Origin of the sequence: Caulobacter sp. 17J80-11 (assembly GCF_014349105.1) — a bacterium.
Lineage (GTDB): Bacteria > Pseudomonadota > Alphaproteobacteria > Caulobacterales > Caulobacteraceae > 17J80-11.
Map to the genome: position 1 here is coordinate 93,476 of NZ_JACSJI010000003.1, position 25,864 is coordinate 119,339.

The following is a 25,864-nucleotide window of genomic DNA, read 5'->3' on the forward strand; positions in this document are numbered from 1 at the left end:
GACGCAGCGTCAAAAACAAGCGCCGGAACCTAGGCCCAAGCGCCGCGGCTCACAAGCGGTCCGGTACCGAGGCCAGAAGCTTTGGGCGCCGCGCTCGGTTTCCTGGGGCCGTTCGCGGGCGCCATGAAAATTGACAGCGCTGTCATCATGACGTCCGATAGCTGGGCCGCAGCCACGGAAGATGGTGCGGCGCGGGGGGCGAGCGATGACTTCGAAAACGGCCGACGGCTACCTGCCGTCGTTGACGGCCCTGCGCGGCGTCGCCGCCGTCTGGGTGATGCTGTTCCACATCGACGTCAGCCTCTTCTATCGGGATCTGGGCCCGCTGGTCCCGCACGCCTGGACCGGCCTGATCACCAGCGGCTACCTCTGGGTCGACTTCTTTTTCATCCTCAGCGGCTTCGTCATCGCCCACGTCTACGGGGACGACTTCGCCGGCGGCGTGCGGCTGCGGTCGGCGTTCGGGTATCTGAAGGCCCGCTTCTTTCGCATCTACCCGCTGCACCTGTTCACCCTGCTGCTGCTGATCGCCTTCGCGCGGTGGGTGGCGGCGTCTCAGCCGTCGCTCGTCGACGGCAGCGTCGAGAGCTTCTTCGCCGACAAGGCGCTGCCCAGCAATTTCCTGCTGACCAACGCCATGAACCAGCACGTCTACCTGTCCTGGAACATCGTCTCCTGGTCGATCGGCGCGGAGTGGTGGACCTACTTCATCGGCGTCGGGCTGCTGGCGGCGACGGGTCGGACCTGGCGCGGCGCGCTGCTTCTGATCGGCGGGTATGTTCTGCTGGTCGGACTGGTCCTGCTGCGGCCCGCCGGCAACCTGGACATCACCTTCGATTACGGCTTCTTCCGGTGCCTGTTCGGCTTCACGATGGGGGTCGGGTTACACGCGCTGTATCGGCGCGGCTGGGCGCGCGCCTGGTTGGCGAGCGACGCCGCCGTGGCCGCCGTCCTCCCGCTGCTGGCGATGAAGTTCCACTGGGGATGGCACGACCTGGTCGCGCCGCCGCTGTTCGCGATGCTGGTGCTCGCGGGCGCCTACAACCAGGCCGGCTTCGCGCGCCTGATGGCGGCGCGGCTACCCCAGTACCTGGGGCGGATCTCCTACTCGATCTACCTGATGCACGGGGTCTGGTTCATGGTGTTCTGGACCTTCCTGCCGCGCCTGAAGGCCGCCTTCCACCTGGAGCGGCTGCCGCCGGCCTGGAGCGTGGCCTATGCGGTCCTGTTCGTGGCGCTCAGCATCGGGTCCGCCGCCTTGACCTACCGGCTTGTCGAAGTGCCCGGCCGGCGGCTGTTCCGGACGCGCCGGACGTTCGCCGTCGCCTCCGCCTAGTCCTTCGCCAGCGGGTGGGCGCTCTCGACCACCGCGCGCAGCCGGTCGGTGGCCACATGGGTGTAGATCTGGGTGGTGGCGATGTCGGCGTGGCCGAGCAGGGTCTGCACGATCCGCAGGTCCGCGCCGCCCTCCAGCAGGTGGGTGGCGAAGGCATGGCGCAGCACGTGCGGGCTGACCCGGGCCGGGTCGACGCCGGCGTCCAGCGCGGCGGCGTCCAGCAGCTGGGCGAACCGCCGCGCGCTTAGCCGGCCGCCGGCGCCGCGCGAACAGAACAGCCAGGGATTGGCCTTGTCGCCCTTGGGCAGGAAGCTAGGGCGGACCTGCAGATAGGCCCTCACGGCCGTGCGCGCCGCGTCGTTCAGCGGGGCCAGCCGCTCCTTGCCGCCCTTGCCCTTGACCACGAGGTAGGCCGGGTCGCGCGCCAGCGCGTCCAGCCGCAGGCCCATCAGCTCGGAGACGCGCAGCCCCGAGGCGTAGAGCAGCTCGATCATGCAGGCCAGGCGCGCGCCCTGCGCCCCGTCGCGCGCGCCGGCCGCGGCGATCAGGCCGTCGACCTCCTCGCGGGTCAGGACCTTCGGCAGGGGGCGGCCCTGCTTGGGCGCCTCCAGCCGGCGGGACGGGTCGTCCTCTCGCCAGCCTTCGCCCAGGCAGAAACGGTAGAACTGGCGCACGGCCGAACGCCGGCGCGCGGCCGTGGCGGCCGACAGGCCGCGAAGGTCCAGGTCTCGATACCAGGCCTCCACGTCCTCCGTCCCCGCCTTCTCCAGCCCGCCGCGGTCGGCCAGGAATCCCTCCGCGTCGGTCAGGTCCCGCTCGTAGGCGGCCAGGGTGTGCGGCGAGGCGTTGCGCTCGACCGCCATCATTTCGAGGAAGGCCTCGACCTTGGGAGAGACGCTCATCGACCTTGCGCGGCGACCAGGCCTTCCAGAGCGATGCGGGTGGCGTCCTCCTTCAGGCCCGCGTCGGCCAGCGCGCGAACCACGGCGGCCCGGTCGGGGACGGACAGGGCGTTCGGCTGCTGGCGCGCGATCGACAGGGCGTAGAGCGCGGTCTCGCCCGGCAGCTTGGCCCGGGCGGCGTCGGCGAGCGCGGCCAGGCGCGCCGGCGAGGTCTTGCCGGCCGGTGGATCGAAGGCGGCGAACTGGGTCCGGGCCGCAGGCGTCATCGGCGCGCCGACGGCGGCCAGCAGCAGGGCGGCGGACTGCGGCCGGGCGCGGTCCTTGGCCTCGCCGACGCCGCCGCGCTCGACCACCCGGTCCAGGGTCGGGCCGCCTTGTCCGCCGGCGGCGATCAGGGCGTCCAGCAGGGCCAGGCCCAGGGGATCGGCGCCAGGCGCCGCGCCCTGCTCGATGTTGCTGCGGATGGCCGTGGCGGTCGTCGCGTCGCCGGCCGCGGCGGCGGCCGAGGCGAAGGTCACCGGGTCTTCGAGCGCGACCTTGGCCTCGACCAGCTCGGCGATGCGCGGGCGGACGAGCCGGGCCACGGCCTGGAACTCGGCGGCGCTCTTGGTGCGGCCCAGCAGGATGCGCACGGCGCTCTGGCGGGTGGCCGGGTCCGGGGTGAGGGCGGCCAGGGTGGCCAGCGCCGCCTCGCCTTCGCCGCCGGGAGTCTGGGCCAGGGCGGGGAGGTCGCTGGACGGCGGCGGCGGGGCGGCGGCGTCGGTCGCGGCCGGCGCGCCGACCGCGGCGGCCGGGGTGTAGACGGCGCGGGCCTCGATCGGAGAGACCACGCCGGCGCGCAGGCCGCGGAACACCGCCTCGCGGCGGGCGGCGTCGGCGGCGGAGGTGTCCTGGGCGACCGCGGCCAGCACGGCCGGCGGCGCCGACGCGAGGGCCGGCGTCAGGTCCAGCTGCAGCCGCCGCGACAGGGCGTATTCCAGCGGGTCGTTCAGCGACGCCTTGGCCGAGACGTCGGCCGCGGCCAGCGCCGAGGCCAGTTTTTCGAAGGCCGCGTCCTTGCCGCCCTGCTGGCGCCAGAGGTCGAGCGTCAGCTGGGCCGAGAGCGGGTCGCCGGAGATCAGGTGACAGAAGGTGCGCAGCTTCAGCCACCAGATACCGTCGCGGTTCTGCTGCAGGCGCTGCCCGGTCTCGCAGGCGCGTTCGTCGCGGCCGAGCAGCAGGGCCGCCTCGGCCTGGGCCCGCGACAGGCCTTCGTCGGCCTCCACCTGCGGGGTGCGGTCCAGAATGCGGGTCGCGGCCACCGGATCGCCCAGCGCAATCAGAGCGCGCACGCGCAGCGCGGCCAGGCTGGCGTCCGCACCCGCCCCTTCGGGCGCGGCCGCGCCGGTGGCCAGCACCCGCCGGCCGAGCTCGGCGAGGGCGGGGTTGAGCGGCTTCTGGCCGAGGTCGGTCAGCACGTTGCGGGCGAGGTCGGCGGAGGCGCCGCGCCAGAGATCGGCGCCGAGGCCGGTGTCGTCGCCCGGCGGCGACCACAGGTCCAGCGCGGCCAGGCTCTGGCTCTGCACCTGCGCGGCCGCGGGCAGGGCCAGGCTCAGCAGCGCGGCAGCCGAAACGCTGGATAGAATCTGTCGCGTTCGTGTAAAGGCGAACAGGTTCATGAACGATCCTCTCGACGCGCCGCGTGCCACACCCCAGCCCGGATCGCCGCCTCCCGCGGTAGATCCCGAGCTTTGCCGCCGCACCATAGCGCTGGTCGGGCTGATGGGCGTGGGAAAAACAACCGTCGGGCGTCGTCTGGCCAAGGTTTTGAGCCTGCCTTTCCGCGACGCCGACGTCGAAATCGAGAAGGCCGCCGGCCGCAGCGTCTCCGACATCTTCGCCGACCTGGGCGAACCTGAGTTCCGCGCCGGCGAGCACCGGGTGATCGCCCGCCTGCTGAACGGCCCGCCGCAGGTGCTGGCGACCGGCGGCGGCGCCTTCGTGCACGAGAAGACCCGCGCCCTGCTGCGCGAGAAGGCGATCACCGTCTGGTTGAAGACGGACCTGGAGATCCTGGCCCGCCGCGTGACGCGCAAGGACACCCGCCCGCTGCTGCGCGGCAAGGACCCGCTGGCGGTGCTCAAGGCCCAGGCGGAGGTGCGCTATCCCCTGTACGCCGAGGCGGACCTGATCGTGGACACCGGCGACGGCTCGCACGGCCGGGCGGTCGATGCGGTCCTGTCGGCCCTGAAACAGCATCTGCGGGGGGCGGCGTGAGGACGATCGGAGTGTCGGGGGAGGGCTTCCGGCCCTATGAGGTCCTGGTCGGCGCCGGCCTGATCGCCAGCGCAGGCCAGCTGATCCGCCCGTTAGCCCGCGGGGGTCGAGCGGCGGTGGTGGCTGATGAGACGGTGGCCGGCCTCTACGGCTCAGCCATCGTGCAGGCGCTGGCCGACGCCGGCCTGCGGGTGAGCCTCGTGACCGTGCCGCCGGGGGAGGGCTCCAAGTCCTTCGCCGAGCTGGAGCGCCTGTGCGACCGGCTGCTGGGGCTGGGCCTGGACCGCAAGGACCTGATCGTGGCCGTGGGCGGCGGAGTGATCGGCGACCTGGCCGGCTTTGCGGCGGCGATCTACATGCGAGGGATCGACGTCGTGCAGATCCCGACCTCGCTGCTGGCCCAGGTCGACTCCTCGGTCGGCGGCAAGACCGCCATCGACACCCCGCGCGGCAAGAACCTGATCGGCGCTTTCTGGCAGCCCCGGCTGGTGCTGGCCGATCTGGACGTGCTGGCCACCCTGCCGGAACGGGAGCTGAAGGCCGGCTGGGCCGAGGTGGTGAAGTACGGCCTGCTGGGCGACGCGGACTTCTTCGCCCGGCTGGAGGCCGACGGCATCGGCGGCGACCTGGCCCACGCGGTCGCCCGCTCGGTCGAGATGAAGGCCGAGATCGTGGCCGAGGACCCGCGCGAGACCGGCCGGCGCGCCCTGCTGAACCTGGGGCACACCTTCGCCCACGCGCTTGAAGCGGAGGCCGGCTTCGACGGCTCGCTGCTGCACGGCGAGGCGGTGGCGATCGGCATGGCCCAGGCCTTCCGCCTGTCGGCGCGGCTGGGCCTCTGCCCCGAGGCCGACGCGCGCCGGGCCGAGGCCGCCCTGGCCGCCGCCGGCCTGCCGACCACGATGGCCGAGGTCAAAGGCGCGCCGTTCGCGGCCGAGCGCCTGATCGATCACATGGCCCGCGACAAGAAGGCGGAGGCCGGCCAGCTGGTGCTGGTGCTGGCGCGCGGGATAGGCGACGCCTTCGTGGCCCGCGGCGTCGATCGCGCGGCCGTGCGCGACTTCCTGATCGCCGAGGGCGCGCGGCCATGATCGCCGGGACCTTCGTGGTGCTGGCGGTGACGCTGGTGGTGCTGCTCAGCGTCTCCGGCCTGATCTCGGCGGCCGAGACCTCGATGACCGCCTCCAGCCGCGGGCGCATGCACCAGCTGGAGCGCGAGGGCGACCGGCGGGCGCGGCGGGTCAACCGGCTGAACGACGACCAGGAGCGGATGATCGGCGCGATCCTGCTCTCCAACAACGTGGTCAACATCCTGGCCTCGGCCCTGACCACGGCGGTGCTGTCGCGGGTCTTCCCGGGCGCGCTGGGCGTGGTCCTGGCCACCGTGGTGATGACCGTGCTGATCGTGGTGTTCTCGGAGATCCTGCCGAAGACGCTGGCGCTGACCCGCGCCGACGACGTGGCCCGCACCCTGTCGGGGCCGACCGTGTGGATCGTGAAGGTCTTCGGGCCGCTGGCCTGGGGCGCGCAGTGGATCGTGCGCCACACGCTGCGGCCCTTCGGCGTGAACCTGTCGATGGAGACCGACGTGCTGGCCGCCCACGAGGAGATCCGCGGCGCGGTCGAGTACCACCATTCGGAAGGCAAGGTGGAGGCGAGCGACCGGGACATGTTCCGCGGCGTGCTCGACCTGGGCGAGCGGACCGTCGAGCAGATCATGGTCCACCGCAAGAACATCGCCACCCTGGACGCCGGCCTGCCGGCCGCCGAGCTGGTCGAGGAAGCGCTGGACATCGGCCACACCCGCATCCCGCTGTGGCGCGACAATCCGGAGAACATCGTCGGCGTGCTGCACGCGCGCGACCTGATGGCGGCGGTGACGCGCGCCGGGGGCGACCTGTCGGGCCTGGACGTGCCGGCCATCGCCCGCGAGCCGTGGTTCGTGCCCGAGACCACCAATCTGAAGGACCAGCTGAACCTGTTCCTGAAGAAGCGCAGCCACTTCGCCCTGGTCGTCGACGAGTACGGCGGCCTGCAGGGCCTGGTGACCCTGGAGGACATCCTCGAGGAGATCGTCGGCGAGATCGAGGACGAGCACGACTTCGCCGTCCAGGGCGTGCGCAAACAGGACGACGGTTCGGTGCACGTCGACGGCGTGGTGCCGATCCGCGACCTGAACCGCGCCATGGACTGGGACCTGCCCGAGGACGAGGCGGTGACGGTGGCCGGCCTGGTCATCCACGAGGCCCAGACCATCCCCGAGCCCGGCCAGACCTTCATCTTCCACCGCCACCGGTTCCAGGTCCTGCGCCGCCAGCGCAACCAGATCACCGCGCTCCGCGTGTCGGCCCCGCTGGAAGGCGACGAGCAGGCCTGAGCCGGCAACAATCCGGCGCCGAAGTTCATTCGCGCCGGCGACTGCGGAACGGCAAAGGTGGCGCCTCTCCGGGGGTGACCATGCATCTGACCGCCCGGCCGCTGACCGGCCGTTTCGTTCGTCTCGAACCCTATTCCGAAGACCTGAAGGCCGAGGTGCGCGCGGCGCTCGACCAGGACCCTGAGGCCTGGTCGATCATGTCGGTCACCGCCTATGGCGAAGGCTTCGAGGCCTGGTGGTCGGACGCCATGGCCGGCCTGGCGTCGGGCAAGCGCATCCCCTTCGCCGTGCGCCGGCTGTCGGACGACAAGATCGTGGGCACCACCAGCTTCCACGACCCCCGTGCGGGGCATCGCGGGGTGGAGATCGGCTACACCTTCTACGCGCCGGAGGCGCGTTCCGGTCCGGTCAATCCTGAGTGCAAGCTGCTGCTGCTGCGCGAAGCCTTCGACGCCGGCGCGCTTCGGGTCGAGTTCTTCGTCGACAGCCGCAACGCCCGCAGCCAGGCGGCGGTGAGCAAGCTGGGCGCGGTGCGCGAGGGCGTTCTGCGCGCCCACAAGGTCACCTACACCGGTTATGTCCGCGACACCGTGGTGTTCTCGATCACCGCGCCCGAGTGGCCGGCCGTGCGACAGCGGCTCCAGACGCGGGTGGATCTGGCGGCCTAGGCCCAGGGCGCGACCAGGCCTTCGGCCTCGCGCAGGCGGTTGTGGATGGCGGTGGAGGCGATGACCGCGTCGGCCATGGCCACCACGATCTGGTTCAGTCCTTTCACGAGGTCGCCGGCGGCGTAGAGGCCCGACACTGACGTCTGCTGGTGGGCGTCGACCTCGAGGCAGCCTTCGCGGTTGGTGCGCGCCCCGACCTTTTCGGCCAGCAGGCTCTGTGGCGTCGCGCCCAGGGCCGAATAGACGGTGTCGAACACGTGCCGGTGGCCGGCGGAGCTGAAGGCGACGATGCGGTCGCCCTCCAGTTCGACCGCGTCGATCGGCGTGTCGATCACGGTGATCCTGCGCTCGGCCAGGCAGGCGCGGTGTTCCGGTTTCAGGTTCGCCGGCGCGCCGACGTGCAGCAGGGTCAGCTTGTCGGTGTAGGTCTTCAGGAACAGGGCCTCGCGCGCGCCCTTCTCTCCGGCCCCGATGACGCCCACGCGGCTGTCGACGGCCTCGAAGGCGTCGCAGATCGGGCAGATGCGGATCAGGCCCCGCTGCACCGCCCCGAACACGTCGGGCAGGTCGGGCTCGGCGTCCTTCACCCCGGTGGCCAGCAGCACGGTGCGCGCGTGCAGGGTCGCGCCGTCGAGGCCGACCGCGAAGCCGCCCTCCACGATCTCCAGCGTCTCGACCCGCGCCTCGCGCAGCTCCGCCCCGTGGCGGCGCGCCTGCGCGGCGATGCCGGCCAGCAGGTCGGGACCCTCGATGCCGTCGGGATAGCCCGGCAGGTTGCGGGTGCGCGGGATCCAGGCCGCGCGGGAAGAGCCGTCGTGGACCAGTACGAAGCGCCGGCGAAAGCGGGCCAGGTACACCGCCGCGCTCAGGCCCGCCGGCCCGGCGCCGATCACCACGCAGTCCAGCCAGTCTCGGTCGGCCACGACAGACTCCGTCCCTGCTCCGGGAGCAAACGAAGTCGGGCGAGGGCGGTTCGCTCTAGAACGCAGCCTCAGCCTTGGCGGGCTTGCGCCGGGCCCGGAAGAAATCGCGCAGCAGGGTCGCGCTCTCCGCTCCCAGCACGCCGGCCTCGACCTCGGGGCGCCAGTGGCAGGTCTTCTGCTCGAAGAAGCGCGGGCCGTGCGCCACGGCGCCGCCCTTCGGGTCCTCGGCCCCGTAGACGACGCGGCCGATGCGCGCATGGCTGATGGCGCCCGCGCACATGGCGCAGGGCTCCAGCGTGACGACGAGGGTCAGGCCGGTCAGCCGGTAGTTTCCAAGCCTTTGCGCGGCCTCGCGCATGACCAGGATCTCGGCGTGGGCGGTCGGGTCGGACCGTGAAATGGGGGCGTTGCCGGCCCGGGCCAGCACCTCGCCGGTGGCCGGATCGACCAGCACGGCGCCGATCGGCGCCTCGCCTTTGTCGGCGGCGGCTTGCGCTTCTTCCAGCGCTATGCGCATCAGAGCCCGATCATGGTCCGTCATACCCGCGAAAGCGGCGCGAAGTCCCGCGCCGGTCAAGAAAAATCCGCCAAGCCGGCCGCGCCGAAGTCCGAGCGCGTCGCCAAGGCCCTCGCTCGCGCCGGCATCGCCTCGCGCCGCGAGGTCGAGCGCCTCATCAGCCTGGGCAAGGTGGCCGTGAACGGCCGCATCCTGGAAAGCCCCGCGGTGCTGGTCACCCGCGAAGACGTGCTGACCGTCGACGGCAAGGTGGTCAACGAGCCCGAGCCGACCCGCCTGTGGCGCTATCACAAGCCCGTCGGCCTGGTGACCACCCACAAGGACCCGGAAGGCCGCCCGACCGTGTTCGAGCACCTGCCCGAGGGCCTGCCGCGCGTGCTGTCCGTCGGTCGCCTGGACCTGAATTCCGAGGGCCTGCTGCTCCTGACCAACGACGGCGAGCTGGCCCGCGCCCTGGAGATGCCCTCGACCGGCTGGCCGCGCCGCTATCGCGTGCGCGCGCTGGGCAGCATCACCCAGCAGAAGTTGGACAAACTGCAGGACGGCATCAGCGTCGACGGCGTCCACTACGGCTCGATCGAAGCCAAGCTGGACAAGGTCAAGGAAGGCGAGCGCGGGGCCAACGTCTGGATCACCGTGACCCTGACCGAGGGCAAGAACCGCGAAATCCGTAAGGTGTTCGAGGCGCTGGGCCTGAAGGTCAATCGCCTGATCCGCCTGGCCTACGGTCCGTTCCAGCTGGGCACGCTGGAAGACGGGGCGGCCGAGGAAGTCGGTCCCCGCGTGATCCGCGAGCAGCTGGCCGATTTCATCGCGCCGGAAAACCTGCCGACCGGCGACCGCACCACCGGCCCGCTGGCCGCGCCCGGCCGTCGCCCGGCCGGCGGCAAGGCCGCCGCGCGCCTGGCCACCGGCAACGCCCTGGCCGACCCGACCCGCAAGCCCTCGCGCGTGCGCGCCCAGGCCGCTCGCGACGAGGCGGCCGGCGAGCACGCGCCCGAGATCGAGTGGGGCCCGAAGCGCCCGGCCCGTCGCGACGGCGAAGGCGGCGGCTTCCGCAGCCGCGAGGGCGGCGACCGCCCGGGCTTCAAGCCCCGCGCCGGCGGCCCGCGTCGCGAAGGTCCCGGCGGCTTCCGCCCGCGCGCCGAAGGCGACCGCCCGCGCGGCCCGCGTCGCGACCGCGAGGAAGGCGGCTTCCGCGAAGGCGGCGAACGCGATTTCAAGCCGTGGGACGAGGCGGCCCGCCAGCGCCGCGAGCGCGAGGAGGGCGGGGCCGAGCGTCCGCGTCCGCCGCGCCGCGACCGCGAGGAGGGCGGCTTCCGCCCGCGCGCCGAGGGCGACCGCCCGCGTGGGCCGCGTCGTGAAGGCGAAGGCGGCGGCTATGGTTCGCGCGCCGAGGGCGACCGCCCGCGCGGCCCGCGTCGCGAAGGCGAGGGCGGCGGCTACGGCTCGCGCGCCGGCGGCGAGCGTGGCGGCTTCAAGCCGCGCGCTGAGGGCGACCGCCCGCGTGGCCCCCGTCGTGAGGGTGAGGGCGGCGGCTTCAAGCCGCGTGCGGAAGGCGATCGTCCGCGCGGTCCGCGTCGCGAAGGCGAGGGCGGCGGCTTCAAGCCGCGTGCGGAAGGTGACCGTCCGCGCGGTCCGCGTCGTGACGGCGAAGGCGGCGGCTACAAGCCTCGCGCCGAAGGCGACCGCCCGCGCGGTCCGCGTCGTGAAGGCGAGGGCGGCGGCTACAAGCCCCGCGCGGAAGGCGACCGCCCGCGCACTCCGCGTCCGGGCGGCAAGCCGTTCGCCGGCAAGCCTGGGGGCAAGCCCGGCGGCGGTCCGCGCAAGCCGCGCGGCTAGGCGTCTTCGCTGAGCGCCGTCGCCAGACGGGCGGTGCGGTTCCAGACGGTGAGGGCGGTGAGCGCGGCCATGAGGCCGAGCCCGCCCAGCATCGTCTGGCCGTGCCAGCCCCAGGCGCTCTCGAACAGCGACACCAGGGCCATCACGCTGAGCAGGCCCATGCGCTGGGGCTTGGCCAGCGGGCCGGAGAAGTCGGCCGGCTTGTCCAGCGCGCGGCCCAGTTCGCGCACATAGGCGGTCAGCACCGCCAGCACGGCGCACAGCCAGCCCAAGGCCGGACCGAGCTGGGGCGCGGAGTCGCTGGCGGCGTAGCCGGCGCCGATCAGGAACAGGGCGTCCGACAGCCGGTCGGGCAGCTCGTTCCACACCGGGCCCAGCGGCCCGCCCTTGCCGTGCTCGACCGCCACCAGGCCGTCCAGCACGTTGCACAGCAGGCGCATCTGGATCGAGACCACGGCCAACAGCAGCAGCACGCCGCGCCCCAACCCGAAGCTGACCCCCGACAGGGCCAGCGCCGCGCAGCCCATCACCGCGAAGGCCACGCTGAGCGCCGAGATCACGTCCGGCGACACCCCTTGGCGCGCCAGCAGGGCGGCCAGGGCCTGGGCCCAGCGCCGGGCGCGGAACTTGACCGGGCGGCGGTTGGAGAGGTCGGGATCGGTCACCGGGGCTCCTTGGCGGGCAGCGTCGCCGTGTAGACGAACGCATACAGCGTCGAGGCGGTCCACGGCAGGGCCACGGTCCTGAGGAGCTCCGGCGTGCCGGCCAGCGCGTGGACGGCGCTCAGCACCCCGGCGATCAGGGTGCAGCTGATCAGGGGCGGCGCGATCCGGGCCGCCGGTCCCGGCAGACGCGCGTAGAGCGCCTCCAGCCCGCGCTTGAGCAACAACATCAAAACCGCGGACAGCGCGCCCTGGACCAGGAAGGCCGGGAGCATGGCGCGGGGGCCGTGGGCGCTGTTGGCGAAGGCGGCCCAGCCCCCCATCGCCACGAAAGCCACAGCCACGTGCAGCGGCGTGGACCGTGCGGTCTGGGACATGGACGAGCTTTGCGCCATGCTTTCCTCGAATCAGTCGGGCTTTTCGAGACTAGCCATGCCGGCGCCGTCGGTCGAAATCGGTCTGCACCTGCCCTCCGCCCTCGCCTGGGGGCTGGGCGGCGTCGTCGGCGCGCTCGTGCTCGGCACGCTCGCCGCCTTGCTGGCGCCGCGGTTCAAGCCCGGCAAGGACTTCAGCGAGCTGCGCCTGCGGGTCTGGTCCTGGTGGGTGATGGTCGCCCTGGTGGCCGCCGCCCTGGTCGCCGGCTGGCCGGCGCTCACCTTGCTGTTCGCCTTCGTGTCGTTCGTGGCGCTCAGGGAATTCCTGTCGCTGGCCCCGATCCGGTCGGAAGACCGGCTGGTGGTGCTGTTCGCCTATCTGAGCGTGCCGGTGGCCTACGGCCTGGTCGCCGCCGACCTCTACGGCATCTACCTGGTCGCCATTCCGGTCTGGTTCTTCCTGATCACGCCCTTCCTGATGGCGCTGGCCGGCCAGACGCGCGGCTATCTGCCGACCGTCTCGGTGTTCAACTGGGGCGTGGTGACCTGCGTGTACAATCTCGGCGTCATCCCGATGTTGATGCGCACGCCTGACGCCGAGGCCCCGGCCGGGGCGGCCGGCATGGTGTTCCTGCTGCTGTTCGCCACCGAGGCCAACGACGTGCTGCAGTACGTCTGCGGCAAGCTGTTCGGCCGTCACAAGATCCTGCCCAAGGTCAGCCCCAACAAGACCTGGGAAGGCTTCCTGGGCGGCTGGGCGCTGACCGCCCTGCTGATCGCCTTCCTGGCCCCGCTGTTCACGCCGCTGGCGCTGGGACCTTCGGTGCTGCTGGCGGTGTTGCTGCCGCTGGCCGGATTCGCCGGCGACGTGACCATGTCGGCGGTGAAGCGGGACCTGGGCGTGAAGGACACCTCGCACTTCATCCCCGGCCACGGGGGCGTGCTGGACCGGGTCGACAGCCTGACCTTCACAGCGCCGCTCTATTTCCACGTGCTGGCCTACTATGCCCTCGCCAAGTACTGACCCGTCGCCGTTCCGGGTGCTGTTCCTGCGCCTGCTGGCCCGGCCGGTCGCGCGCTTCCTGACCGGGGCGGACGTGATCGGGCGCGAGAAGCTGCCCTTGGCCGGGCCGGCCATCGTGGCGGCCAACCACAACAGCCACATGGACACCTTCCTGCTGCTGTCGGTGTTTCCGCCGGAGGTGTTGGCCAAGGTGCGTCCGGTGGCGGCGGCCGACTACTTCCTGGCCGGCCCCGCCCTGTCGTGGTTCGCGCGGCGGATGATCGGCATCACGCCGATTTCGCGGTCGGCGGCCCGGGGCGAGGACGTGCTGGCCCCGGCCAAGGCGGCGCTGGCGCGGGGCGAGATCATCGTGGTGTTTCCCGAGGGCACGCGCGGCGCGCCCGAGGAACTGGCCCCGCTGAAGAGCGGCGTGGCGCGCCTGGCCGAGGCGTTCCCGGAGGCGCCGGTGGTGCCGGTATGGATCCAGGGAGCCGGGCGCGTGCTGCCCAAGGGCGCGATCGTCCCGGTGCCGATGAACTGCTCGGTTCAGGTCGGCGAGGCCCTGCGCTGGGGCGGCGACAAGCCGGGCTTCATGTCGGCGCTTCGTGATCGGCTGGCGGAGCTGCAGGCGTCGGCGCCGCCGCTGCGCTGGCGCTGACCCGCCGGGCCAGGAGCTCGATCACCGCGACGGCGACCAGGGTGGTGGTGACGTCGGCGACGAGGAAGACCGGCGGGTAGCCCTGGCCGGGCTGGGCGGCCTCCGAGAAGGGCTGGAAGAACCAGGCCAGGGCCAGGTTGTTGGCCCAGTGGGCGCCGACGGCGAACTCCAGTCCGCCCAGCCGCAGGGTCGCCCAGGCGAACAGGAAGCCGGACAGCCCCCGCGCGATGAAGGCGGCCGGGTCCGGGTCGACGTGCACGGCGGCGAAGATCAGGCCGTTGATCGCGCTCAGCACCAGGATGCGGCGGCTGAAGGCGCCGCTGATCTGCAGCAGCACGCCCCGGCAGAAGGCTTCCTCGGCCGCCGCCGCGATCAGCAGCAGCGGCGCGGCGGCGGCGGCGTAGGCCAGGCGCGAGGCCAGAGGCCAGCCGACGTCCAGCACCGGCGGGGACAGGCGCTCGCCGGTCAGCACGCTTTCGACCCAGACCGAGCCGAGCACCAGCGCGCCCAGGGTGACGAAGCCCGCCAGCGCGAGCGTCAGCTTCGGGCGGCGTACGGCGAGGAAGCTCGACATCGGGCGCTGGAAGCAGGCCGACGCGGCCAGCACGAAGGAGCCTGCGGTCATGGTCAGCACCAGGGCGAGCACGCCCATGAACGGCACTTCCAGCCACAGGCGGTTCACGCCTTCGGGCACCGGCTCCATGTCGGAGAAGATGGCCAGGAACTGCGGGGAGACGACGCCGAGGATGACGCCCAAAGCCGCGGTGCCGGCGAAGCTCAGCGCGCAGCCCAGGAAGAACCAGGCCACGATCCACTTCGGTTTGCGCTCCCGCGCCCCCACGGGCGCGAGGAAGGCGGGGACGGGCGCGCGCTCGGCGATGTCGGGCATCGGGAGGCCGGAGCTCCTTCGGCTTGCTAAGGCGCGGTCGGCCGTGCGACCCGAATGGGCAATGCGAATCGTGTCCGGAAAGTTTCGAGGCAAGGGGCTCTCCACGCCCCCGGGGCAGGGTACGCGGCCGACGTCGGACCGCGCCCGCCAGGCCGTGTTCAACATCCTGGAGCATGCGGAGTGGTCGCCCGGCCTGCACGAGCGGCGGGTGATCGACCTGTTCGCCGGCTCCGGCGCGCTGGGGCTGGAGGCCATGTCGCGCGGCGCGGCCTTCTGCCTGTTCGTGGAGACCGACGAGGCGGCGCGCGGGGCCATCCGCGACAACGTCGAGGCTATGGGCCTGTTCGGCGTCACCCGGGTGCACCGGCGCGACGCCACCGACCTCGGCGTACGCCCTGGCTCGGCCGGGCCGGCGTTCGACCTGGCCTTCCTGGATCCGCCCTACCGCAAGGGCCTGGGCGAGCGCGCACTGGCCAAGCTGGCGGAAGGCGGCTGGCTGGAGCCCGGCGCGATCGTCATGCTGGAGCGGGCGTCGGACGAGGCCGATCCGGAGCTGCCCGGCTACGAGCGGCTGGACGCGCGCGACTACGGCGCCGCGCGGGTGTTCTTCCTGCGTTACGCCGGCTGAACCAGCCCAGACTCAGCCTTGGGCGCGGCGGCCTTCCCCGGCCGGCAGCAGCAGCTGGGCCAGGTCGTCCAGGGTCGGGAAGTAGTGAGTCGGCTTGCCGGCCTGCAGGGCGTCGGGATGGGTGTAGCCCCAGCCCACCGCGCCGAAGGCGGCGCGCACCTTGCGGGCGGCGTCCAGGTCGCGCAGCTCGTCGCCGACGCACAGGGTCTGGGCCGGCGTGGCGCCCAGGCGCTTCATGGTCTTGCGGAATTTCGACGCCTTGCCGAACACCGACGCGCCGCAGTCGAAGTGCTCGATGCGGGTGCAGGCGCTCTCGCCCAGGATCAGGCGGGCGTTGGCTTCGGAATTCGAGGTCACCAGCGCGACGCGCAGGCCAGCGTCGGACAGCTGGTCCAGCAGGTCGGCGACGCCGGGGAATGGACGGATCTGCTCTGCGTCGGCGGCCATCAGCTCGTGCAGGCGCATGGCCGCGCGCGGCAGCTTCCACGGCGCGACGCGCTGGCGCTTGATGATCTGGCGCGCCGACATGTGGCGCAGCTCTTCCAGCTCATGGTCGGCGATCGTGCGCAGACCGCACTCCTCCGCCACCTGGTTCATCACCGAGAGGAACCACGGGAAAGAGTCGGCCAAGGTGCCGTCGAAATCAAAAATGACGAGCTTGTAGGTCACGCCCCGCCCCTAGAGCCTTCCCGCTTCGAATGGACCTGTTCGCCGCGGATCAGAAGGCCCGAAATCCTAAGTTCAGAGCGCGATCAGCGCCGAAATCCGCATTCAGTTTCGGCTGTCACGCTCCAGACTGCGCCGTTCTGTATCCGGCTCAGCGCCGTCCGAACAGTCGTTCGATGTCCCCGAGCTTCAGTTCAACATAAGTCGGACGTCCGTGATTGCACTGCCCGGAGTGCGGCGTAGCCTCCATCTGCCGCAGCAGGGCGTTCATTTCCGCGGCGCTGAGCCGCCGGCCGGACCGCACCGAGCCGTGGCAGGCCATGGTGCCGCAGACCTCCTCGATGCGCTCTTTCAACGCGAGCGCCTGGCCGTTTTCGGCCAGGTCGTCGGCGATGTCGCGGATCAGGCCCTGGACGTCGGTGTCGCCCAGCAGGGCCGGCGTCTCGCGCACCAGCAGCGCGCCGGGGCCGAACGGCTCGATCACCAGGCCGAAGGCGGCCAGTTCGTCGGCGACGCGGGCCACGCGCTCGGCCTCGGCCGGGTCCAGCTCGACCACCTCGGGCACCAGCAGGGCCTGGCGGGCGGCGCCGCCGGCCTCGGCCATCTGCGCCTTCATGCGCTCGTAGACCAGCCGCTCGTGGGCGGCGTGCTGGTCGACGATGACGATGCCGTCGCGGGTTTGGGCGACGACGTAGGTCTCGTGCACCTGGGCGCGGGCGGCCCCCAGCGGATAGTCGACCGGGTCGATCACCGCGGCCTGTTCGAAGCCGGGGGCGGGGGCTTCCTGAAGGCTGTGGACGGCGGCGGCGAAGACGCCGGCGTCCAGGCCCTGCGGCTCCACCCGGGCCGACATTTCGCCCAGGCCCGGGATGAAGCCGGTCTGCGCCCGCGGCGGCGGGCTCCAGCCGCCCCAGGACGGCGTGGAGGGGGCGACGCCCGGGCGGAAGCCGGACAGGGCGCTGACCGCCACGGTGGTCGAGGCGCGGTGGCCGGCGGCGGCCAGGGCGTGCTTCAGGGCGCCGACGATCAGGCCGCGCACCAGGTTCGGATCCCGGAAGCGGACCTCGGCCTTGGCCGGGTGCACGTTGACGTCGACCTCCTTGGGGTCGAGGTCGAGGTAAAGCGCCGCCAGCGGATGGCGGTCGCGGGCCAGGAAGTCGGCGTAGGCGGCGCGCAGGGCGCCCTGCAGCAGGCGGTCGCGCACCGGGCGACCGTTGACGAAGAGGTACTGGTGGGCGGCGTTGCCGCGCGAATAGGTCGGCAGGCCGGCGTAGCCCGACAGGCGCACGCCCTCGCGCGACTGGTCGATCAGCAGCGCGTTCTCCTCGAACTCGCGGCCCAGCACCGCCGACAGGCGCGCGAGGCGCCCCTCCGGCCCGGCCCGCTCGGCCGGCAGGCGCAGGATCTTGCGGCCGTCCAGGTCGAGGGCGAAGGCGGTGGCCTCGTGGGCCATGGCCTGGCGCTTGATCTCCTCGGTGATGGCCAGCGACTCGGAGCGCTCCGACTTCATGAACTTCAGGCGGGCGGGGGTGGCGTAGAACAGGTCGCGCACCTCCACCCGCGCCCCGTGCGGCCCCGGGAAGGCGGCAGGCGCGATGTCGGAGACCGCCCCGCCCTCGACCCTGACCGCATAGGCGTCGGCGGCGCCGCGGGCGCGTGAGGCGATGTGCAGGCGCGCCACCGAGCCGATCGAGGGCAGGGCCTCGCCGCGGAAGCCCAGGGTGGAGATGTGCAGCAGGTCCCACTCGCCGGTTTCGTCGGGCGCCAGCTTGGAGGTGGCGTGGCGCTCGATCGCCAGCGGAAGCTCGTCGACGCCCATGCCCTTGCCGTCGTCGGCGACCAGGATGCGCGCCAGGCCGCCCTGGTCGGCCTGCACCTCGATGCGGGTCGAGCCGGCGTCGAGCGCGTTCTCGACCAGCTCCTTGATGGCGCTGGCCGGGCGCTCGACCACCTCGCCGGCGGCGATGCGGTTGACGGTCTCTGGCGGAAGGCGGCGGATCGGCATGTGTGGAAGCCCAGAAGAGCCTCGAAAAACCAAAAGGGCCGCTCAGGATATCCCGAGTCGGCCCTTGAAGCGGTCGCTTGAGGCTGCGGCTTAGAGGCCCGGCAGCTTCAGCTTGTTTTCCTTCTTGGCGATGACCACCGGCTGGCCTCCGGTCAGGCCCTTGACCCGCTCGGCTTCCTTGGCGGCGTCGACCGGATCGGCGCTCTCGGTCGGCTGCGCGGCCTCGCCCTTGTCGTTCTTCCAGAACAGGACTTTGTCGGCGAAGCTCTTTTCCTTGTAGGCCAGGTCGCCGTTCTCGTCGTCGACGACGTAGCGGGCCAGCGGGTCGGCCTTGTCGGCGCCGGCCTTGGCGGCCAGCAGCTTCTCGCCTTCCGAGCGCATCTGGTTCTGGCGCTGGCCCAGCAGGACCTGACGCGCCGAGCTTTCCGGCTGCAGCTCTTCGGGGCGCGGCTCGCCCGGCGTCGGCGGACGCAGGGCGAAGTCCGGCGGCACCACCAGCGGGGCCTTGGAGACGACGCGGAACTCGTCCGGCGTGACCTTGGTCATGCCGAGCGCCTGGCGGGTCGACTGGCAGGCCGTGGCGCCAAGCGCCGCCGCCGTCAGGATCGCCACGGTGATCACGCGGTTGATATTCATGCCCTGCTCCGAAGACCCGTCCCGGTGGGAGTGCTCAATCGTCAGTTAACCCGATCCCGGCGGGAAGCCAACACTTCCCGCGCGCTGGGCCAAAAGGTCTCAACCAGCAGCAGGATGACGCCCACGGTGATGGCGCTGTCGGCCACGTTGAACACCCACGGGAACATCAGCCCTGAGAAATCAAGGAAGTCGACCACCTTGCCGAAGCGCACGCGGTCGATCACGTTGCCCAGCGCCCCGCCCATGACCAGGCCCAGCGACCAGGCGGTCCAGCGGGAGGTGGTTTGCCGCACCCACCAGCCGATGGCGATCGACACGCCGACGGCGAAGACGGTGAAGAACCAGCGGCCGAACTGGCCGCCGGACTGGCCGAGCCCGAAGCTCATGCCCTGGTTCCACACCATGCGCAGGTCGAAGATCGGGGTCAGTTCGACGAAGCCGCGCTCGCGCAGCTTCACCCCGTAGAGGATCCAGGCCTTGGAGAGCTGGTCGAGCACGATCACGCTGGCGGCGATCGCAAAGGCCATGCGCCCCTGCCGGGAGGTTTGAGTCTTTAGGTCCATGTGCGTGTTAAACCCCGAACCTGTGCCTCAGGCCACCGCTTCGTTTCGACGCGCGTCCCACCAGGCCACCGCGTCGGCGTCGCGCAGGGACAGGTCCGGATAGCGGGGATCGGTCCCCACCTCCGGCAGCACCCGCCAGGAGCGCGCGCACTTGCGGCCTTCGGCCTTGTGCGGGGCGACCCACACGCCGGCGATCTCCGGCATGGCGAACAGGCCTTCGGTCGCTGGCGCCGCGTCGACCTTCTCCAGCTTCGCGGCGCTGGTGCGGAACACCTCGGCCGGGTCGACCGGGGGCAGGCCCGCGCCGCCCGCGAAGGCGTCGAGCAGGGTGGCGTCGACGGTGTAGAGCGTCGGCGCGGCGTCCAGCGCCGAGCCGATGCGCTTCTCGCGACGCTCGACCTCCAGTGCGCCGGTCACCACCCGCAGGCCGCGGTCGATGTGGGTCCAGCGCTCGAACTCCGGCGTGTTGCGCCATTGCTCCGGCGTCTCCGGGAAGACGCGCAGGCAGTTGGAGCCGGCTTCCGGGAAGCGCGTTGTCCACGCCTCTTCGGTGGTGAAGGGCACGAGCGGCGACAGCCAGATGGTCAGGCGTTCGAACACCAGGTCCATCACCGTGCGCGCGGCGCGACGGCGGTCGCTGTCGGGACGGTCGCAATAGAGGCTGTCCTTGCGGACGTCGAAGTACAGAGCCGACAGCTCGTTGGAGCAGAACTCGGCCACCGGCCGGATCACGTCCGAGAAGCGATAGGCGCCGTAGGCTTCGCGCACCTGGCCGTCCAGTTCCTGCAGGCGGTGCAGAACGAACCGCTCCAGCGGCGGCATGGCCTCGTAGCCGACCCGCTCGGCCTCCTCGAAGCCGGCCAGGGCGCCCAGCAGGTAGCGGAGCGTGTTGCGCAGCTTGCGGTAGGCGTCGACCGTGGTCTGCAGGATCTGTTTGCCGATCCGCAGGTCGTCCTCGTAGTTCGACAGGGCCACCCAAAGCCGCAGGATCTCGACCCCGCTCTCCTTGGCGACGTCCTGCGGGGCGACGACGTTGCCCTTGGACTTCGACATCTTCTCCCCGGCCTCGTCGAGCACGAAGCCGTGGGTCAGCACCGCCTCGTAGGGCGCGCGGCCGCGCGTGCCGCAGGCTTCCAGCAGCGAGGACTGGAACCAGCCGCGGTGCTGGTCGGAGCCTTCCAGGTAGAGGTCGGCCGGCCAGCGGCTGTCGGCCCGGCCTTCCAGGGTGAAGGCGTGGGTCGAGCCGGAGTCGAACCAGACGTCGAGGATGTCCTCGACCTTCTCGTAGCGCTCGGGATCGTGGTTGCCGAGGAACTCGCGGGCGTCTTTGGTGAACCAGGCGTCGGCGCCTTCGGCGGTGATCGCCGCGACGATGCGGGCGTCCACGTCGGCGTCGTGCAGCGGCTGGCCGGTGTTCTTGTCGATGAACATGGCCAGCGGCGTGCCCCAGGCGCGCTGGCGGCTGATCAGCCAGTCGGGCCGGCCTTCCACCATCGAGCGGATGCGGGTCTTGCCGGCGGCCGGGAAGAACTGGGTCGCCTCGATGGCGTCCAGGGCGGTGTCGCGCAGGCTCCGGCCGGACGGCAGCGGCTGGCCGTCCATGCGCACGAACCACTGCGGCGTGTTGCGGAAGATCACCGGGGCCTTCGAGCGCCAGCTGTGCGGATAGCTGTGCTCCATCCGCCCGCGGGCCAGTAGGCGGCCGGCCTCGATCAGCTTCTCCACGACGGCGCCGTTTGCCGGGCCGAACTTGCCGGCCTTCTTGCCCTCGGTCTCCAGCACCTTCAGGCCGCCGAACAGCGGCACGTGCGCATAGTAGGCGCCGTCCGGATCGACGGTGTCGGGGATCTCGTGGTGGCCGTGGGCGCGCCAGACGTCGAAGTCGTCGGCGCCGTGGCCGGGCGCGGTGTGCACGAAGCCGGTGCCGGCGTCGTCGGTGACGTGGTCGCCGGCCAGCATGGGCACGCTGAAGCCGTAGCCGCCGTCCAGCGCCGCCAGCGGGTGGCTCAGCACCGCGCCCTGCGGGTCGAAGCGGTCGACCTTGCGCCATTCGGCGATCTTGGCGGCCTGGCGCACGTCCTCCGCCAGCTTCTCGGCGACGATCAGCCGGTCGCCGGGCTTGGCCCAGGGCTCGAACGGCAGGTCGGTCTCCATCGCCTCGACCTCGTAGACGCCGTAGGCGATGTCGGGGCCGTAGGACACGGCGCGGTTGGCCGGGATGGTCCAGGGGGTGGTGGTCCAGATCACCACGTCGGCGCCGACGGCGCTGTCCTGGCCCTGCACGACCGGGAAGCGCACCCAAACGGTCGGCGAGACGTGGTCGTGGTACTCGACCTCGGCGTCGGCCAGGGCGGTGCGCTCCACCGGGCTCCACATCACCGGCTTGGAGCCGCGGTAGAGCTGGCCGGAATTCTTGAAGGCGTGGAATTCACGAACGATCGCCGCCTCGGTGGCGAAGTCCATGGTCGCGTAGGGGCGCTCCCAGCGGCCCAGCACGCCGAGCCGCTTGAACTCGACGCGCTGCTTGTCGATCCACTCGGCGGCGTAGGCGCGGCAGCGCTCGCGGAACTCGGCCTTGGAGACCTCGTCCTTGCGCCGGCCCTTGGCCCGGAACTCCTCCTCGATCTTCCACTCGATCGGCAGGCCGTGACAGTCCCAGCCGGGCACGTAGTCGACGTCGTAGCCCATGGCGAAGCGCGAGCGGACCACGAAGTCCTTCAGCGTCTTGTTCAGGGCGTGGCCGATGTGGATGGCCCCGTTGGCGTAGGGCGGGCCGTCGTGCAGCACGTAGAGCGGCGCCCCGGCCGCCTGGCGCTCGCGCCGCAGGGTCTCATAGAGCTTGATGTCTTCCCAGCGGGCCAGGGTCTCCGGCTCGCGCTGGGGCAGGCCCGCGCGCATGGGGAAGGGCGTTTCGGGCAGGAAAACGGTGTCGCGGTAATCGCGGGCGGATTTGACGTCGTCGGCCATGACAGGTCCCGGCGGAAGTTCGGACGAAAATGGTGCGAAAGCGGGTAGCCCGGCGCGCGCTGGGACACGTCCCGGCGGCGTCACGCCGGGGAAGTAATTCGCTTCGCGGGGAGGGTCCGAAGAGCCATGCGCGGCGGTGTAACAGAGGGCAGGGGGAGGGGGAAGGGCGGCCCGTCGGCTGATCGGACGCCGCCGCCGGCCAGGAACCCCGGGGCCGGAGTCGATGCTGTCAGCCCATGGAGCGCACCTACAACCGCATCGCCGGAAGCGGCGTGGAGCGTCTGGCGGCGCTGAGCGACGGCCTGTTCGCCATCGCCATGACCCTGATCGTGCTGCAGATCGAGGTGCCGGACCCCGGGGCGATCCGGTCGGAGGCGCAGCTGGTGCGCGCGCTCGTCGCGCTCGCGCCGCCGATCGTGACCTACCTGATGAGCTTCATGACGCTGGGGATTTTTTGGGTCGGCCAGCAGACCCAGCTCAACCAGCTGGCCCGCAGCGACCGCAACCTGACCTGGCTTCACCTCGGCTTCCTGGCCGCGACGGCGACCATGCCGTTCTCGACCGGCCTCCTGGCCGAGTTCATCACCTATCGGCTGGCGCTGGTGATCTACTGGCTGAACATCGCCCTGCTCGGGGGGATGCTCTACGCCACCTGGATCTACGCGGTCGGCGCCGCCGTCCTGAAGCCCGACGTGTCCGAGGAGATCTCGCTCGCGGTGAAGCGGCGCATCGTGGTCGCCCAGTCGCTCTACGCCGTCGGCGCGGCCCTGTGTCTGATCCACCCGGGCTGGAGCATCGCCTTCCTGTTCCTCGTGCAGCTGAACTACGTGATCGCGCCGCGGCTGCCGTGGATCTGGAAGACCTGACCCTAGAGGGGCGGCAGCAGCAGGTCGCGGGCGGCCTGGGCGTCGGCGGCGATCTGGGCCTTCAGGGCGTCCAGGCCGTCGAACTTCTGCTCCGGGCGCAGGAAGGCCAGCAGCGCCGTCTCCACGGTCTGGCCGTAGAGGTCCTCGTCGAAGTCGAACAGGTGCGTCTCCAGCCGCTCGTCGGCGCCGTTCACGGTGGGGCGGCGACCCAGGTTGGAGACGCCCGGAACCTCGCGGCCGTCCTCCAGCCGGGTGCGGGTGGCGTAGACTCCGAAGGCCGGGCGAACGTAGTCGCTCAGGGACACGTTCAGGGTCGGGAACCCGATGGTGCGGCCGCGCTTGTCGCCGTGGACGACCTGCCCCTCGATCGCGAACGGACGACCCAGGATCTCGCCCGCCTCCTCGGGACGTCCGGCCTTCAGGGCGTCACGCACCGCCGAGGAGGAGTACTTCACGTCGCGGTCGTCGGCGGCCCGCTCGGCCACCGAGACGCTGAAGCCCAGCCGCCGGCCGTCTTCGGCCAGGGACTGGGGACTGCCGGTGCGGCCCTTGCCGTAAGTGACGTCGAAGCCGACGGCCACGTGGCGCGCGCCCAGGCCTTGCGCCAGCACCTGTTCGGCGAAGGCGTGGTCGCTCATGGCGGCCATCTCGGCGTCGAACGGCAGGACGTAGAACAGGTCCACGCCCAGCGCCTCGAGTGCGCGGGCCTGCTGGCCCAGGCTCATGACGTGGAACGGCTCCGCGTCCGGCTGGAACAGCCGGCGCGGATGCGGGTCGAAGCTGATCACCCCCAGCGGCGCCTTGAGGCGGGCGGCGGCCTGGGCGGCGTCGGCGATCACGCGGCGGTGGCCGCGGTGCACGCCGTCGAAATTGCCGAGCGCGACCGACGCGCCGCGGACCTCAGCCGGCAGGTCGCGCCAGCCTTTGACGACGGTCAGGCTCAAGCGACGGCGCCTTCCGCCTTGGCGCGGCGCGGCGCCTGCACCATGGCCTCGCCCTCGACCACGGCCTTGCCGTTCACCAGGCAGGTGGTGTCGAGCCAGACGAAGCCGCGGCGCTCGTCCAGCTTGGTCACCTCGATGCGGGTGACCACCTCGTCGCCCGGGCGCACCGGGCGTTTGAACTTCAGGTTCTGGGACAGGTAGACCGAGCCGGGCCCGGGCAGTTTGTTGGCCAGGGCCGCGGAGATGAAGGCGCCGGACAGCATCCCGTGGGCGATGCGGCCCTTGAACGGCGTGGTCTGGGCGTAGGCCTCGTCGAGGTGGACCGGGTTGAAGTCGCCCGAGGCCTCCGCGAACTTCACGATGTCGGCGTCGGTGACGACATGCGCGACCTCGACCCGACGGCCGACGGCCAGGTCCTCGAGAAACAGCCCTTCCGACATCGGATCATCCACTCCGCAAGCAGGCGGGGTGTTTAGCGCGTTTTCCGGCGAAGGGGAGGGGCGGCGTGACCGCCTTCAGATCGCGACGTAGTCGGTCGCCGCGCGGTCGGTCGAGCGACGCAGCGGGCCGGCGTAGGCCGGGTCGGGCTGCCGACGACGGTCCGGGCCGAAATAGCTTTCGGTGCGGATGAAGGGACGCGGATGGAAGATCACCGCGTTCAGCCGGCTCAGCAGCGCCTTGGCGGTGACCGGCTTGACCACGAATTCGGTCACGCCGGCGTCGCGGGCCTCGACCACGCGCGAGCGCTCGGAGTGGCCGGTCATCATAATGATCGGCAGGAACGGATTGGGGCTGTCGGCCGAATTGCGCACCAGCTTGGTGAACTGCACCCCGTCCAGCGGGAACATGTTGAAGTCGACGATGGCGATGTCGGCCGGCCGGTGACGCAACTGGGTCAGGGCCTCGGAGCCGTCGCCGACCTCGCGGATATTGTTCACGCCCGCGCCGCGCAGCACGGCGACCACGATCCGCCGCATGTACGGATTGTCGTCGACCAGCAGGATGTCGAGGGCGTCCAGGGCCATCAGCGCTCGGCGGGGTGGGCGGAAGGGGGACTATGCCCTTGAGTCGGCTCGAAGTCTCCTCCGAACGAACGCGTTCAGGCGGGCGCGCGGGCCCCCACCATCAGGCTGGGATCGAGGTTGCGGCCCCGCCACTTCATGCGCCAGCACAGGTGCGGGCCGGTGGCCCGGCCGGTCTTGCCGACCGCGCCGATCAGCTGGCCGCGCGCGACCCGATCGCCCGCTCGGACCGCTTGCGCCGACTGGTGCAGGTAGATGGAGATGAGGCCTTGTCCGTGGTCGATGGCGGTGATGCCGCCTTCGAAGTGCATGTCCGGCTCGGCCAGCACCACCAGGCCCGGGGCCGGGGCCCGGATCGGCGCGCCGACTGGAGCGGCCATGTCGAGGCCGTAGTGCGGACGCGCGGGCGTGCCGTTGAGGATGCGCTGCGAGCCCCAGGCGCTGGTCACCCGCACCTCGCTCAGCGGCCAGGCGAAGCCGTCGCGGAAGTCGTCGCCGGGTGCGATGCTGGCGAAGGCGGCGGCCTTCACCTCGGTCTCCCGGCGGATACGCTCCAGCACGGCCGGGTCGGTCGGCTCGACCGTCTGCGGCGGCAGGCCGTCGATGCGCTGTTCGGGAAAGGCGCCCCTTTCAATGGCCAGGGCGCGGACGAAGGCGTCGGCCCCGCCGCGCACCTCCAGCGTCGCGCTGGGCGCGGCGTCGCGGTCGAAGCCGATCACGAACAGTCCTGAAGGGGCCGCCTGGGCGACGGTGTCGTCGAGCCGGACCTCGGCGCCCGGTCGGGCGCGGCCGAACAGGAAACCGCCCTGGACGGAGCGGCCCGACAGCGGCAGGTCGGCGGCCCGCACCGGGCCGGCCAAGCCCAGCGCCGCGGCCGAGGCCAGCGCGCCGCGGCGCGTCAGGCCTTTTCGTTCAGCTCTTTCCATCGCTTCAGGGCCTGTTCCGGACCGGCGTAGGCTTCCTGAAGCTTCGGGTTCCAATAGCGCAGGCCGTCGAGCGGAATCTGCTCGCCGCTCACCGCGCACAGCACGTAGCGGCCGGGCTTGAGCACCACGTACTCGCCGTCGCCGTAATGGACGACCGCCTGTCCCCCGAGGTCTCGATCGAAAGCGTTCATGGCCGCCAATCTAGTGGTTCGCCCGTTCGGGCGGAACCCCGCG

The 25,864-nt window shown here is 71.7% G+C and carries 27 protein-coding genes; 10 read left to right on the forward strand and 17 right to left on the reverse strand.

From position 1 onward, the window contains the following. Positions 1-205 precede the first annotated feature (205 nt). The gene (locus tag H8B08_RS04480; RefSeq protein WP_187449005.1) at positions 206-1,336 is read left to right on the forward strand and encodes an acyltransferase; all 1,131 of its coding nucleotides are present in this window, start codon (positions 206-208) and stop codon (positions 1,334-1,336) included. Here H8B08_RS04480 and H8B08_RS04485 read toward each other — a convergent pair. Together H8B08_RS04485 and H8B08_RS04490 are read right to left on the reverse strand one after the other, a co-directional pair. Further along, positions 1,333-2,238 carry a site-specific tyrosine recombinase XerD gene (locus tag H8B08_RS04485; protein WP_187449006.1) on the reverse strand — a complete coding sequence of 302 codons (906 nt, stop codon included), beginning with the start codon at positions 2,236-2,238 and terminating at the stop codon, positions 1,333-1,335. The genes H8B08_RS04480 and H8B08_RS04485 overlap by 4 nt on opposite strands. Then, positions 2,235-3,896 carry a hypothetical protein gene (locus H8B08_RS04490; RefSeq protein ID WP_187449007.1) on the reverse strand — a complete coding sequence of 554 codons (1,662 nt, stop codon included), beginning with the start codon at positions 3,894-3,896 and terminating at the stop codon, positions 2,235-2,237. Before H8B08_RS04490 ends, H8B08_RS04485 begins: the two co-directional genes overlap by 4 nt. Between H8B08_RS04490 and H8B08_RS04495 the strand changes: the two genes are divergently transcribed. The 4 genes from H8B08_RS04495 to H8B08_RS04510 all read left to right on the forward strand — a co-directional run bounded on the left by H8B08_RS04495 (position 3,895) and on the right by H8B08_RS04510 (position 7,539). After that, complete coding sequence (locus tag H8B08_RS04495) at positions 3,895-4,494, forward strand: shikimate kinase (protein ID WP_187449008.1); 600 nt, start codon at positions 3,895-3,897, stop codon at positions 4,492-4,494. The genes H8B08_RS04490 and H8B08_RS04495 overlap by 2 nt on opposite strands. Then, positions 4,491-5,585: a 3-dehydroquinate synthase gene (aroB, locus tag H8B08_RS04500; RefSeq protein WP_187449009.1), complete on the forward strand. Its 1,095-nt coding sequence runs from the start codon at positions 4,491-4,493 to the stop codon at positions 5,583-5,585. The genes H8B08_RS04495 and aroB overlap by 4 nt, the downstream gene beginning before the upstream one ends. Beyond that, positions 5,582-6,871, forward strand: a complete 1,290-nt coding sequence (locus H8B08_RS04505) for an HlyC/CorC family transporter (RefSeq protein ID WP_187449010.1) — start codon at positions 5,582-5,584, stop codon at positions 6,869-6,871. Before aroB ends, H8B08_RS04505 begins: the two co-directional genes overlap by 4 nt. A gap of 80 nt (positions 6,872-6,951) precedes the next feature. Further along, entirely contained in the window at positions 6,952-7,539 is a 588-nt protein-coding gene (locus H8B08_RS04510; RefSeq protein WP_187449011.1) for a GNAT family N-acetyltransferase, read from the forward strand. Here the strand turns inward: H8B08_RS04510 and H8B08_RS04515 are convergent. Together H8B08_RS04515 and tadA are read right to left on the reverse strand one after the other, a co-directional pair. Continuing rightward, positions 7,536-8,462, reverse strand: coding sequence for an NAD(P)/FAD-dependent oxidoreductase (locus H8B08_RS04515; RefSeq protein ID WP_187449012.1), 927 nt, complete (start codon positions 8,460-8,462; stop codon positions 7,536-7,538). The two genes, H8B08_RS04510 and H8B08_RS04515, sit on opposite strands and share 4 nt — an antisense overlap. A gap of 55 nt (positions 8,463-8,517) precedes the next feature. Next, entirely contained in the window at positions 8,518-8,979 is a 462-nt protein-coding gene (gene tadA, locus H8B08_RS04520) for a tRNA adenosine(34) deaminase TadA (protein ID WP_187449013.1), read from the reverse strand. A 12-nt stretch (positions 8,980-8,991) separates the two neighbouring features. Between tadA and H8B08_RS19510 the strand changes: the two genes are divergently transcribed. Then, entirely contained in the window at positions 8,992-10,821 is a 1,830-nt protein-coding gene (locus H8B08_RS19510; protein WP_187449014.1) for a pseudouridine synthase, read from the forward strand. On the opposite strand, the gene H8B08_RS04530 is transcribed toward H8B08_RS19510, so the two are convergent. Beyond that, complete coding sequence (locus tag H8B08_RS04530; RefSeq protein ID WP_187449015.1) at positions 10,818-11,486, reverse strand: CDP-alcohol phosphatidyltransferase family protein; 669 nt, start codon at positions 11,484-11,486, stop codon at positions 10,818-10,820. The genes H8B08_RS19510 and H8B08_RS04530 overlap by 4 nt on opposite strands. Then, complete coding sequence (locus tag H8B08_RS04535) at positions 11,483-11,860, reverse strand: hypothetical protein (protein WP_222934311.1); 378 nt, start codon at positions 11,858-11,860, stop codon at positions 11,483-11,485. The genes H8B08_RS04530 and H8B08_RS04535 overlap by 4 nt, the downstream gene beginning before the upstream one ends. Positions 11,861-11,915: 55 nt before the next feature. Here H8B08_RS04535 and H8B08_RS04540 point away from each other — a divergent pair, with 55 nt between their 5' ends. Together H8B08_RS04540 and H8B08_RS04545 are read left to right on the forward strand one after the other, a co-directional pair. Further along, the gene (locus H8B08_RS04540) at positions 11,916-12,881 is read left to right on the forward strand and encodes a phosphatidate cytidylyltransferase (RefSeq protein WP_187449017.1); all 966 of its coding nucleotides are present in this window, start codon (positions 11,916-11,918) and stop codon (positions 12,879-12,881) included. Then, positions 12,862-13,518, forward strand: a complete 657-nt coding sequence (locus tag H8B08_RS04545) for a 1-acyl-sn-glycerol-3-phosphate acyltransferase (RefSeq protein WP_187449018.1) — start codon at positions 12,862-12,864, stop codon at positions 13,516-13,518. The genes H8B08_RS04540 and H8B08_RS04545 overlap by 20 nt, the downstream gene beginning before the upstream one ends. On the opposite strand, the gene H8B08_RS04550 is transcribed toward H8B08_RS04545, so the two are convergent. Further along, positions 13,451-14,407 carry a CPBP family intramembrane glutamic endopeptidase gene (locus H8B08_RS04550; RefSeq protein WP_187449019.1) on the reverse strand — a complete coding sequence of 319 codons (957 nt, stop codon included), beginning with the start codon at positions 14,405-14,407 and terminating at the stop codon, positions 13,451-13,453. The genes H8B08_RS04545 and H8B08_RS04550 overlap by 68 nt on opposite strands. A gap of 61 nt (positions 14,408-14,468) precedes the next feature. Here H8B08_RS04550 and rsmD point away from each other — a divergent pair, with 61 nt between their 5' ends. Next, positions 14,469-15,035 (forward strand): 16S rRNA (guanine(966)-N(2))-methyltransferase RsmD, encoded by a 567-nt coding sequence (rsmD, locus tag H8B08_RS04555; RefSeq protein WP_163261424.1) that lies wholly within the window; start codon positions 14,469-14,471, stop codon positions 15,033-15,035. A gap of 12 nt (positions 15,036-15,047) precedes the next feature. On the opposite strand, the gene H8B08_RS04560 is transcribed toward rsmD, so the two are convergent. From H8B08_RS04560 to ileS, 5 genes are all read right to left on the reverse strand, one after another. Beyond that, positions 15,048-15,704 carry an HAD-IA family hydrolase gene (locus H8B08_RS04560; RefSeq protein WP_187449020.1) on the reverse strand — a complete coding sequence of 219 codons (657 nt, stop codon included), beginning with the start codon at positions 15,702-15,704 and terminating at the stop codon, positions 15,048-15,050. A gap of 148 nt (positions 15,705-15,852) precedes the next feature. After that, positions 15,853-17,706, reverse strand: a complete 1,854-nt coding sequence (gene mutL / locus H8B08_RS04565) for a DNA mismatch repair endonuclease MutL (protein WP_187449021.1) — start codon at positions 17,704-17,706, stop codon at positions 15,853-15,855. Positions 17,707-17,796: 90 nt separating this feature from the next. Then, on the reverse strand, positions 17,797-18,342 hold the full coding sequence (locus H8B08_RS04570; RefSeq protein WP_187449022.1) for a DUF3035 domain-containing protein: 546 nt from the start codon (positions 18,340-18,342) through the stop codon (positions 17,797-17,799). Between the two features lie 41 nt (positions 18,343-18,383). Next, complete coding sequence (lspA, locus tag H8B08_RS04575; RefSeq protein WP_187449023.1) at positions 18,384-18,905, reverse strand: signal peptidase II; 522 nt, start codon at positions 18,903-18,905, stop codon at positions 18,384-18,386. Positions 18,906-18,932: 27 nt separating this feature from the next. Continuing rightward, positions 18,933-21,872, reverse strand: a complete 2,940-nt coding sequence (gene ileS, locus H8B08_RS04580) for an isoleucine--tRNA ligase (protein WP_187449024.1) — start codon at positions 21,870-21,872, stop codon at positions 18,933-18,935. 236 nt (positions 21,873-22,108) lie between these two features. On the opposite strand from ileS, the gene H8B08_RS04585 reads away from it, so the two are divergent. Continuing rightward, entirely contained in the window at positions 22,109-22,738 is a 630-nt protein-coding gene (locus H8B08_RS04585) for a TMEM175 family protein (protein ID WP_187449025.1), read from the forward strand. Positions 22,739-22,740: 2 nt separating this feature from the next. On the opposite strand, the gene H8B08_RS04590 is transcribed toward H8B08_RS04585, so the two are convergent. The 5 genes from H8B08_RS04590 to H8B08_RS04610 all read right to left on the reverse strand — a co-directional run bounded on the left by H8B08_RS04590 (position 22,741) and on the right by H8B08_RS04610 (position 25,821). Further along, entirely contained in the window at positions 22,741-23,682 is a 942-nt protein-coding gene (locus tag H8B08_RS04590) for a bifunctional riboflavin kinase/FAD synthetase (RefSeq protein WP_187449026.1), read from the reverse strand. Continuing rightward, complete coding sequence (locus H8B08_RS04595; RefSeq protein ID WP_187449027.1) at positions 23,679-24,122, reverse strand: MaoC family dehydratase; 444 nt, start codon at positions 24,120-24,122, stop codon at positions 23,679-23,681. Before H8B08_RS04595 ends, H8B08_RS04590 begins: the two co-directional genes overlap by 4 nt. 75 nt (positions 24,123-24,197) lie before the next feature. Continuing rightward, the gene (locus H8B08_RS04600; protein WP_187449028.1) at positions 24,198-24,707 is read right to left on the reverse strand and encodes a response regulator; all 510 of its coding nucleotides are present in this window, start codon (positions 24,705-24,707) and stop codon (positions 24,198-24,200) included. 74 nt (positions 24,708-24,781) lie between these two features. After that, a complete protein-coding gene (locus H8B08_RS04605; protein WP_187449029.1) occupies positions 24,782-25,630 on the reverse strand; it encodes a M23 family metallopeptidase in 849 nt (282 codons plus the stop codon). Next, complete coding sequence (locus H8B08_RS04610; protein WP_187449030.1) at positions 25,603-25,821, reverse strand: DUF2093 domain-containing protein; 219 nt, start codon at positions 25,819-25,821, stop codon at positions 25,603-25,605. The genes H8B08_RS04605 and H8B08_RS04610 overlap by 28 nt, the downstream gene beginning before the upstream one ends. Positions 25,822-25,864 lie beyond the last annotated feature (43 nt).

Bases quoted from the DNA above. Each gene is read 5' to 3' on its own strand.
- H8B08_RS04540 (WP_187449017.1), top strand. From the start codon at position 11,916: ATGCCGGCGCCGTCGGTCGAAATCGGTCTGCACCTGCCCTCCGCCCTC.
- rsmD (WP_163261424.1), top strand. From the start codon at position 14,469: ATGCGAATCGTGTCCGGAAAGTTTCGAGGCAAGGGGCTCTCCACGCCC.
- H8B08_RS04545 (WP_187449018.1), top strand. From the start codon at position 12,862: ATGCCCTCGCCAAGTACTGACCCGTCGCCGTTCCGGGTGCTGTTCCTG.
- tadA (WP_187449013.1), bottom strand. From the start codon at position 8,979: ATGCGCATAGCGCTGGAAGAAGCGCAAGCCGCCGCCGACAAAGGCGAG.
- ileS (WP_187449024.1), bottom strand. From the start codon at position 21,872: ATGGCCGACGACGTCAAATCCGCCCGCGATTACCGCGACACCGTTTTC.
- H8B08_RS04585 (WP_187449025.1), top strand. From the start codon at position 22,109: ATGGAGCGCACCTACAACCGCATCGCCGGAAGCGGCGTGGAGCGTCTG.
- H8B08_RS19510 (WP_187449014.1), top strand. From the start codon at position 8,992: ATGGTCCGTCATACCCGCGAAAGCGGCGCGAAGTCCCGCGCCGGTCAA.
- mutL (WP_187449021.1), bottom strand. From the start codon at position 17,706: ATGCCGATCCGCCGCCTTCCGCCAGAGACCGTCAACCGCATCGCCGCC.
- lspA (WP_187449023.1), bottom strand. From the start codon at position 18,905: ATGGACCTAAAGACTCAAACCTCCCGGCAGGGGCGCATGGCCTTTGCG.
- H8B08_RS04595 (WP_187449027.1), bottom strand. From the start codon at position 24,122: ATGTCGGAAGGGCTGTTTCTCGAGGACCTGGCCGTCGGCCGTCGGGTC.
- H8B08_RS04550 (WP_187449019.1), bottom strand. From the start codon at position 14,407: ATGCCCGACATCGCCGAGCGCGCGCCCGTCCCCGCCTTCCTCGCGCCC.
- H8B08_RS04480 (WP_187449005.1), top strand. From the start codon at position 206: ATGACTTCGAAAACGGCCGACGGCTACCTGCCGTCGTTGACGGCCCTG.
- H8B08_RS04600 (WP_187449028.1), bottom strand. From the start codon at position 24,707: ATGGCCCTGGACGCCCTCGACATCCTGCTGGTCGACGACAATCCGTAC.
- H8B08_RS04605 (WP_187449029.1), bottom strand. From the start codon at position 25,630: ATGGAAAGAGCTGAACGAAAAGGCCTGACGCGCCGCGGCGCGCTGGCC.
- H8B08_RS04535 (WP_222934311.1), bottom strand. From the start codon at position 11,860: ATGTCCCAGACCGCACGGTCCACGCCGCTGCACGTGGCTGTGGCTTTC.
- H8B08_RS04610 (WP_187449030.1), bottom strand. From the start codon at position 25,821: ATGAACGCTTTCGATCGAGACCTCGGGGGACAGGCGGTCGTCCATTAC.
- H8B08_RS04510 (WP_187449011.1), top strand. From the start codon at position 6,952: ATGCATCTGACCGCCCGGCCGCTGACCGGCCGTTTCGTTCGTCTCGAA.
- H8B08_RS04505 (WP_187449010.1), top strand. From the start codon at position 5,582: ATGATCGCCGGGACCTTCGTGGTGCTGGCGGTGACGCTGGTGGTGCTG.
- H8B08_RS04485 (WP_187449006.1), bottom strand. From the start codon at position 2,238: ATGAGCGTCTCTCCCAAGGTCGAGGCCTTCCTCGAAATGATGGCGGTC.
- H8B08_RS04570 (WP_187449022.1), bottom strand. From the start codon at position 18,342: ATGAATATCAACCGCGTGATCACCGTGGCGATCCTGACGGCGGCGGCG.
- H8B08_RS04490 (WP_187449007.1), bottom strand. From the start codon at position 3,896: ATGAACCTGTTCGCCTTTACACGAACGCGACAGATTCTATCCAGCGTT.
- H8B08_RS04495 (WP_187449008.1), top strand. From the start codon at position 3,895: ATGAACGATCCTCTCGACGCGCCGCGTGCCACACCCCAGCCCGGATCG.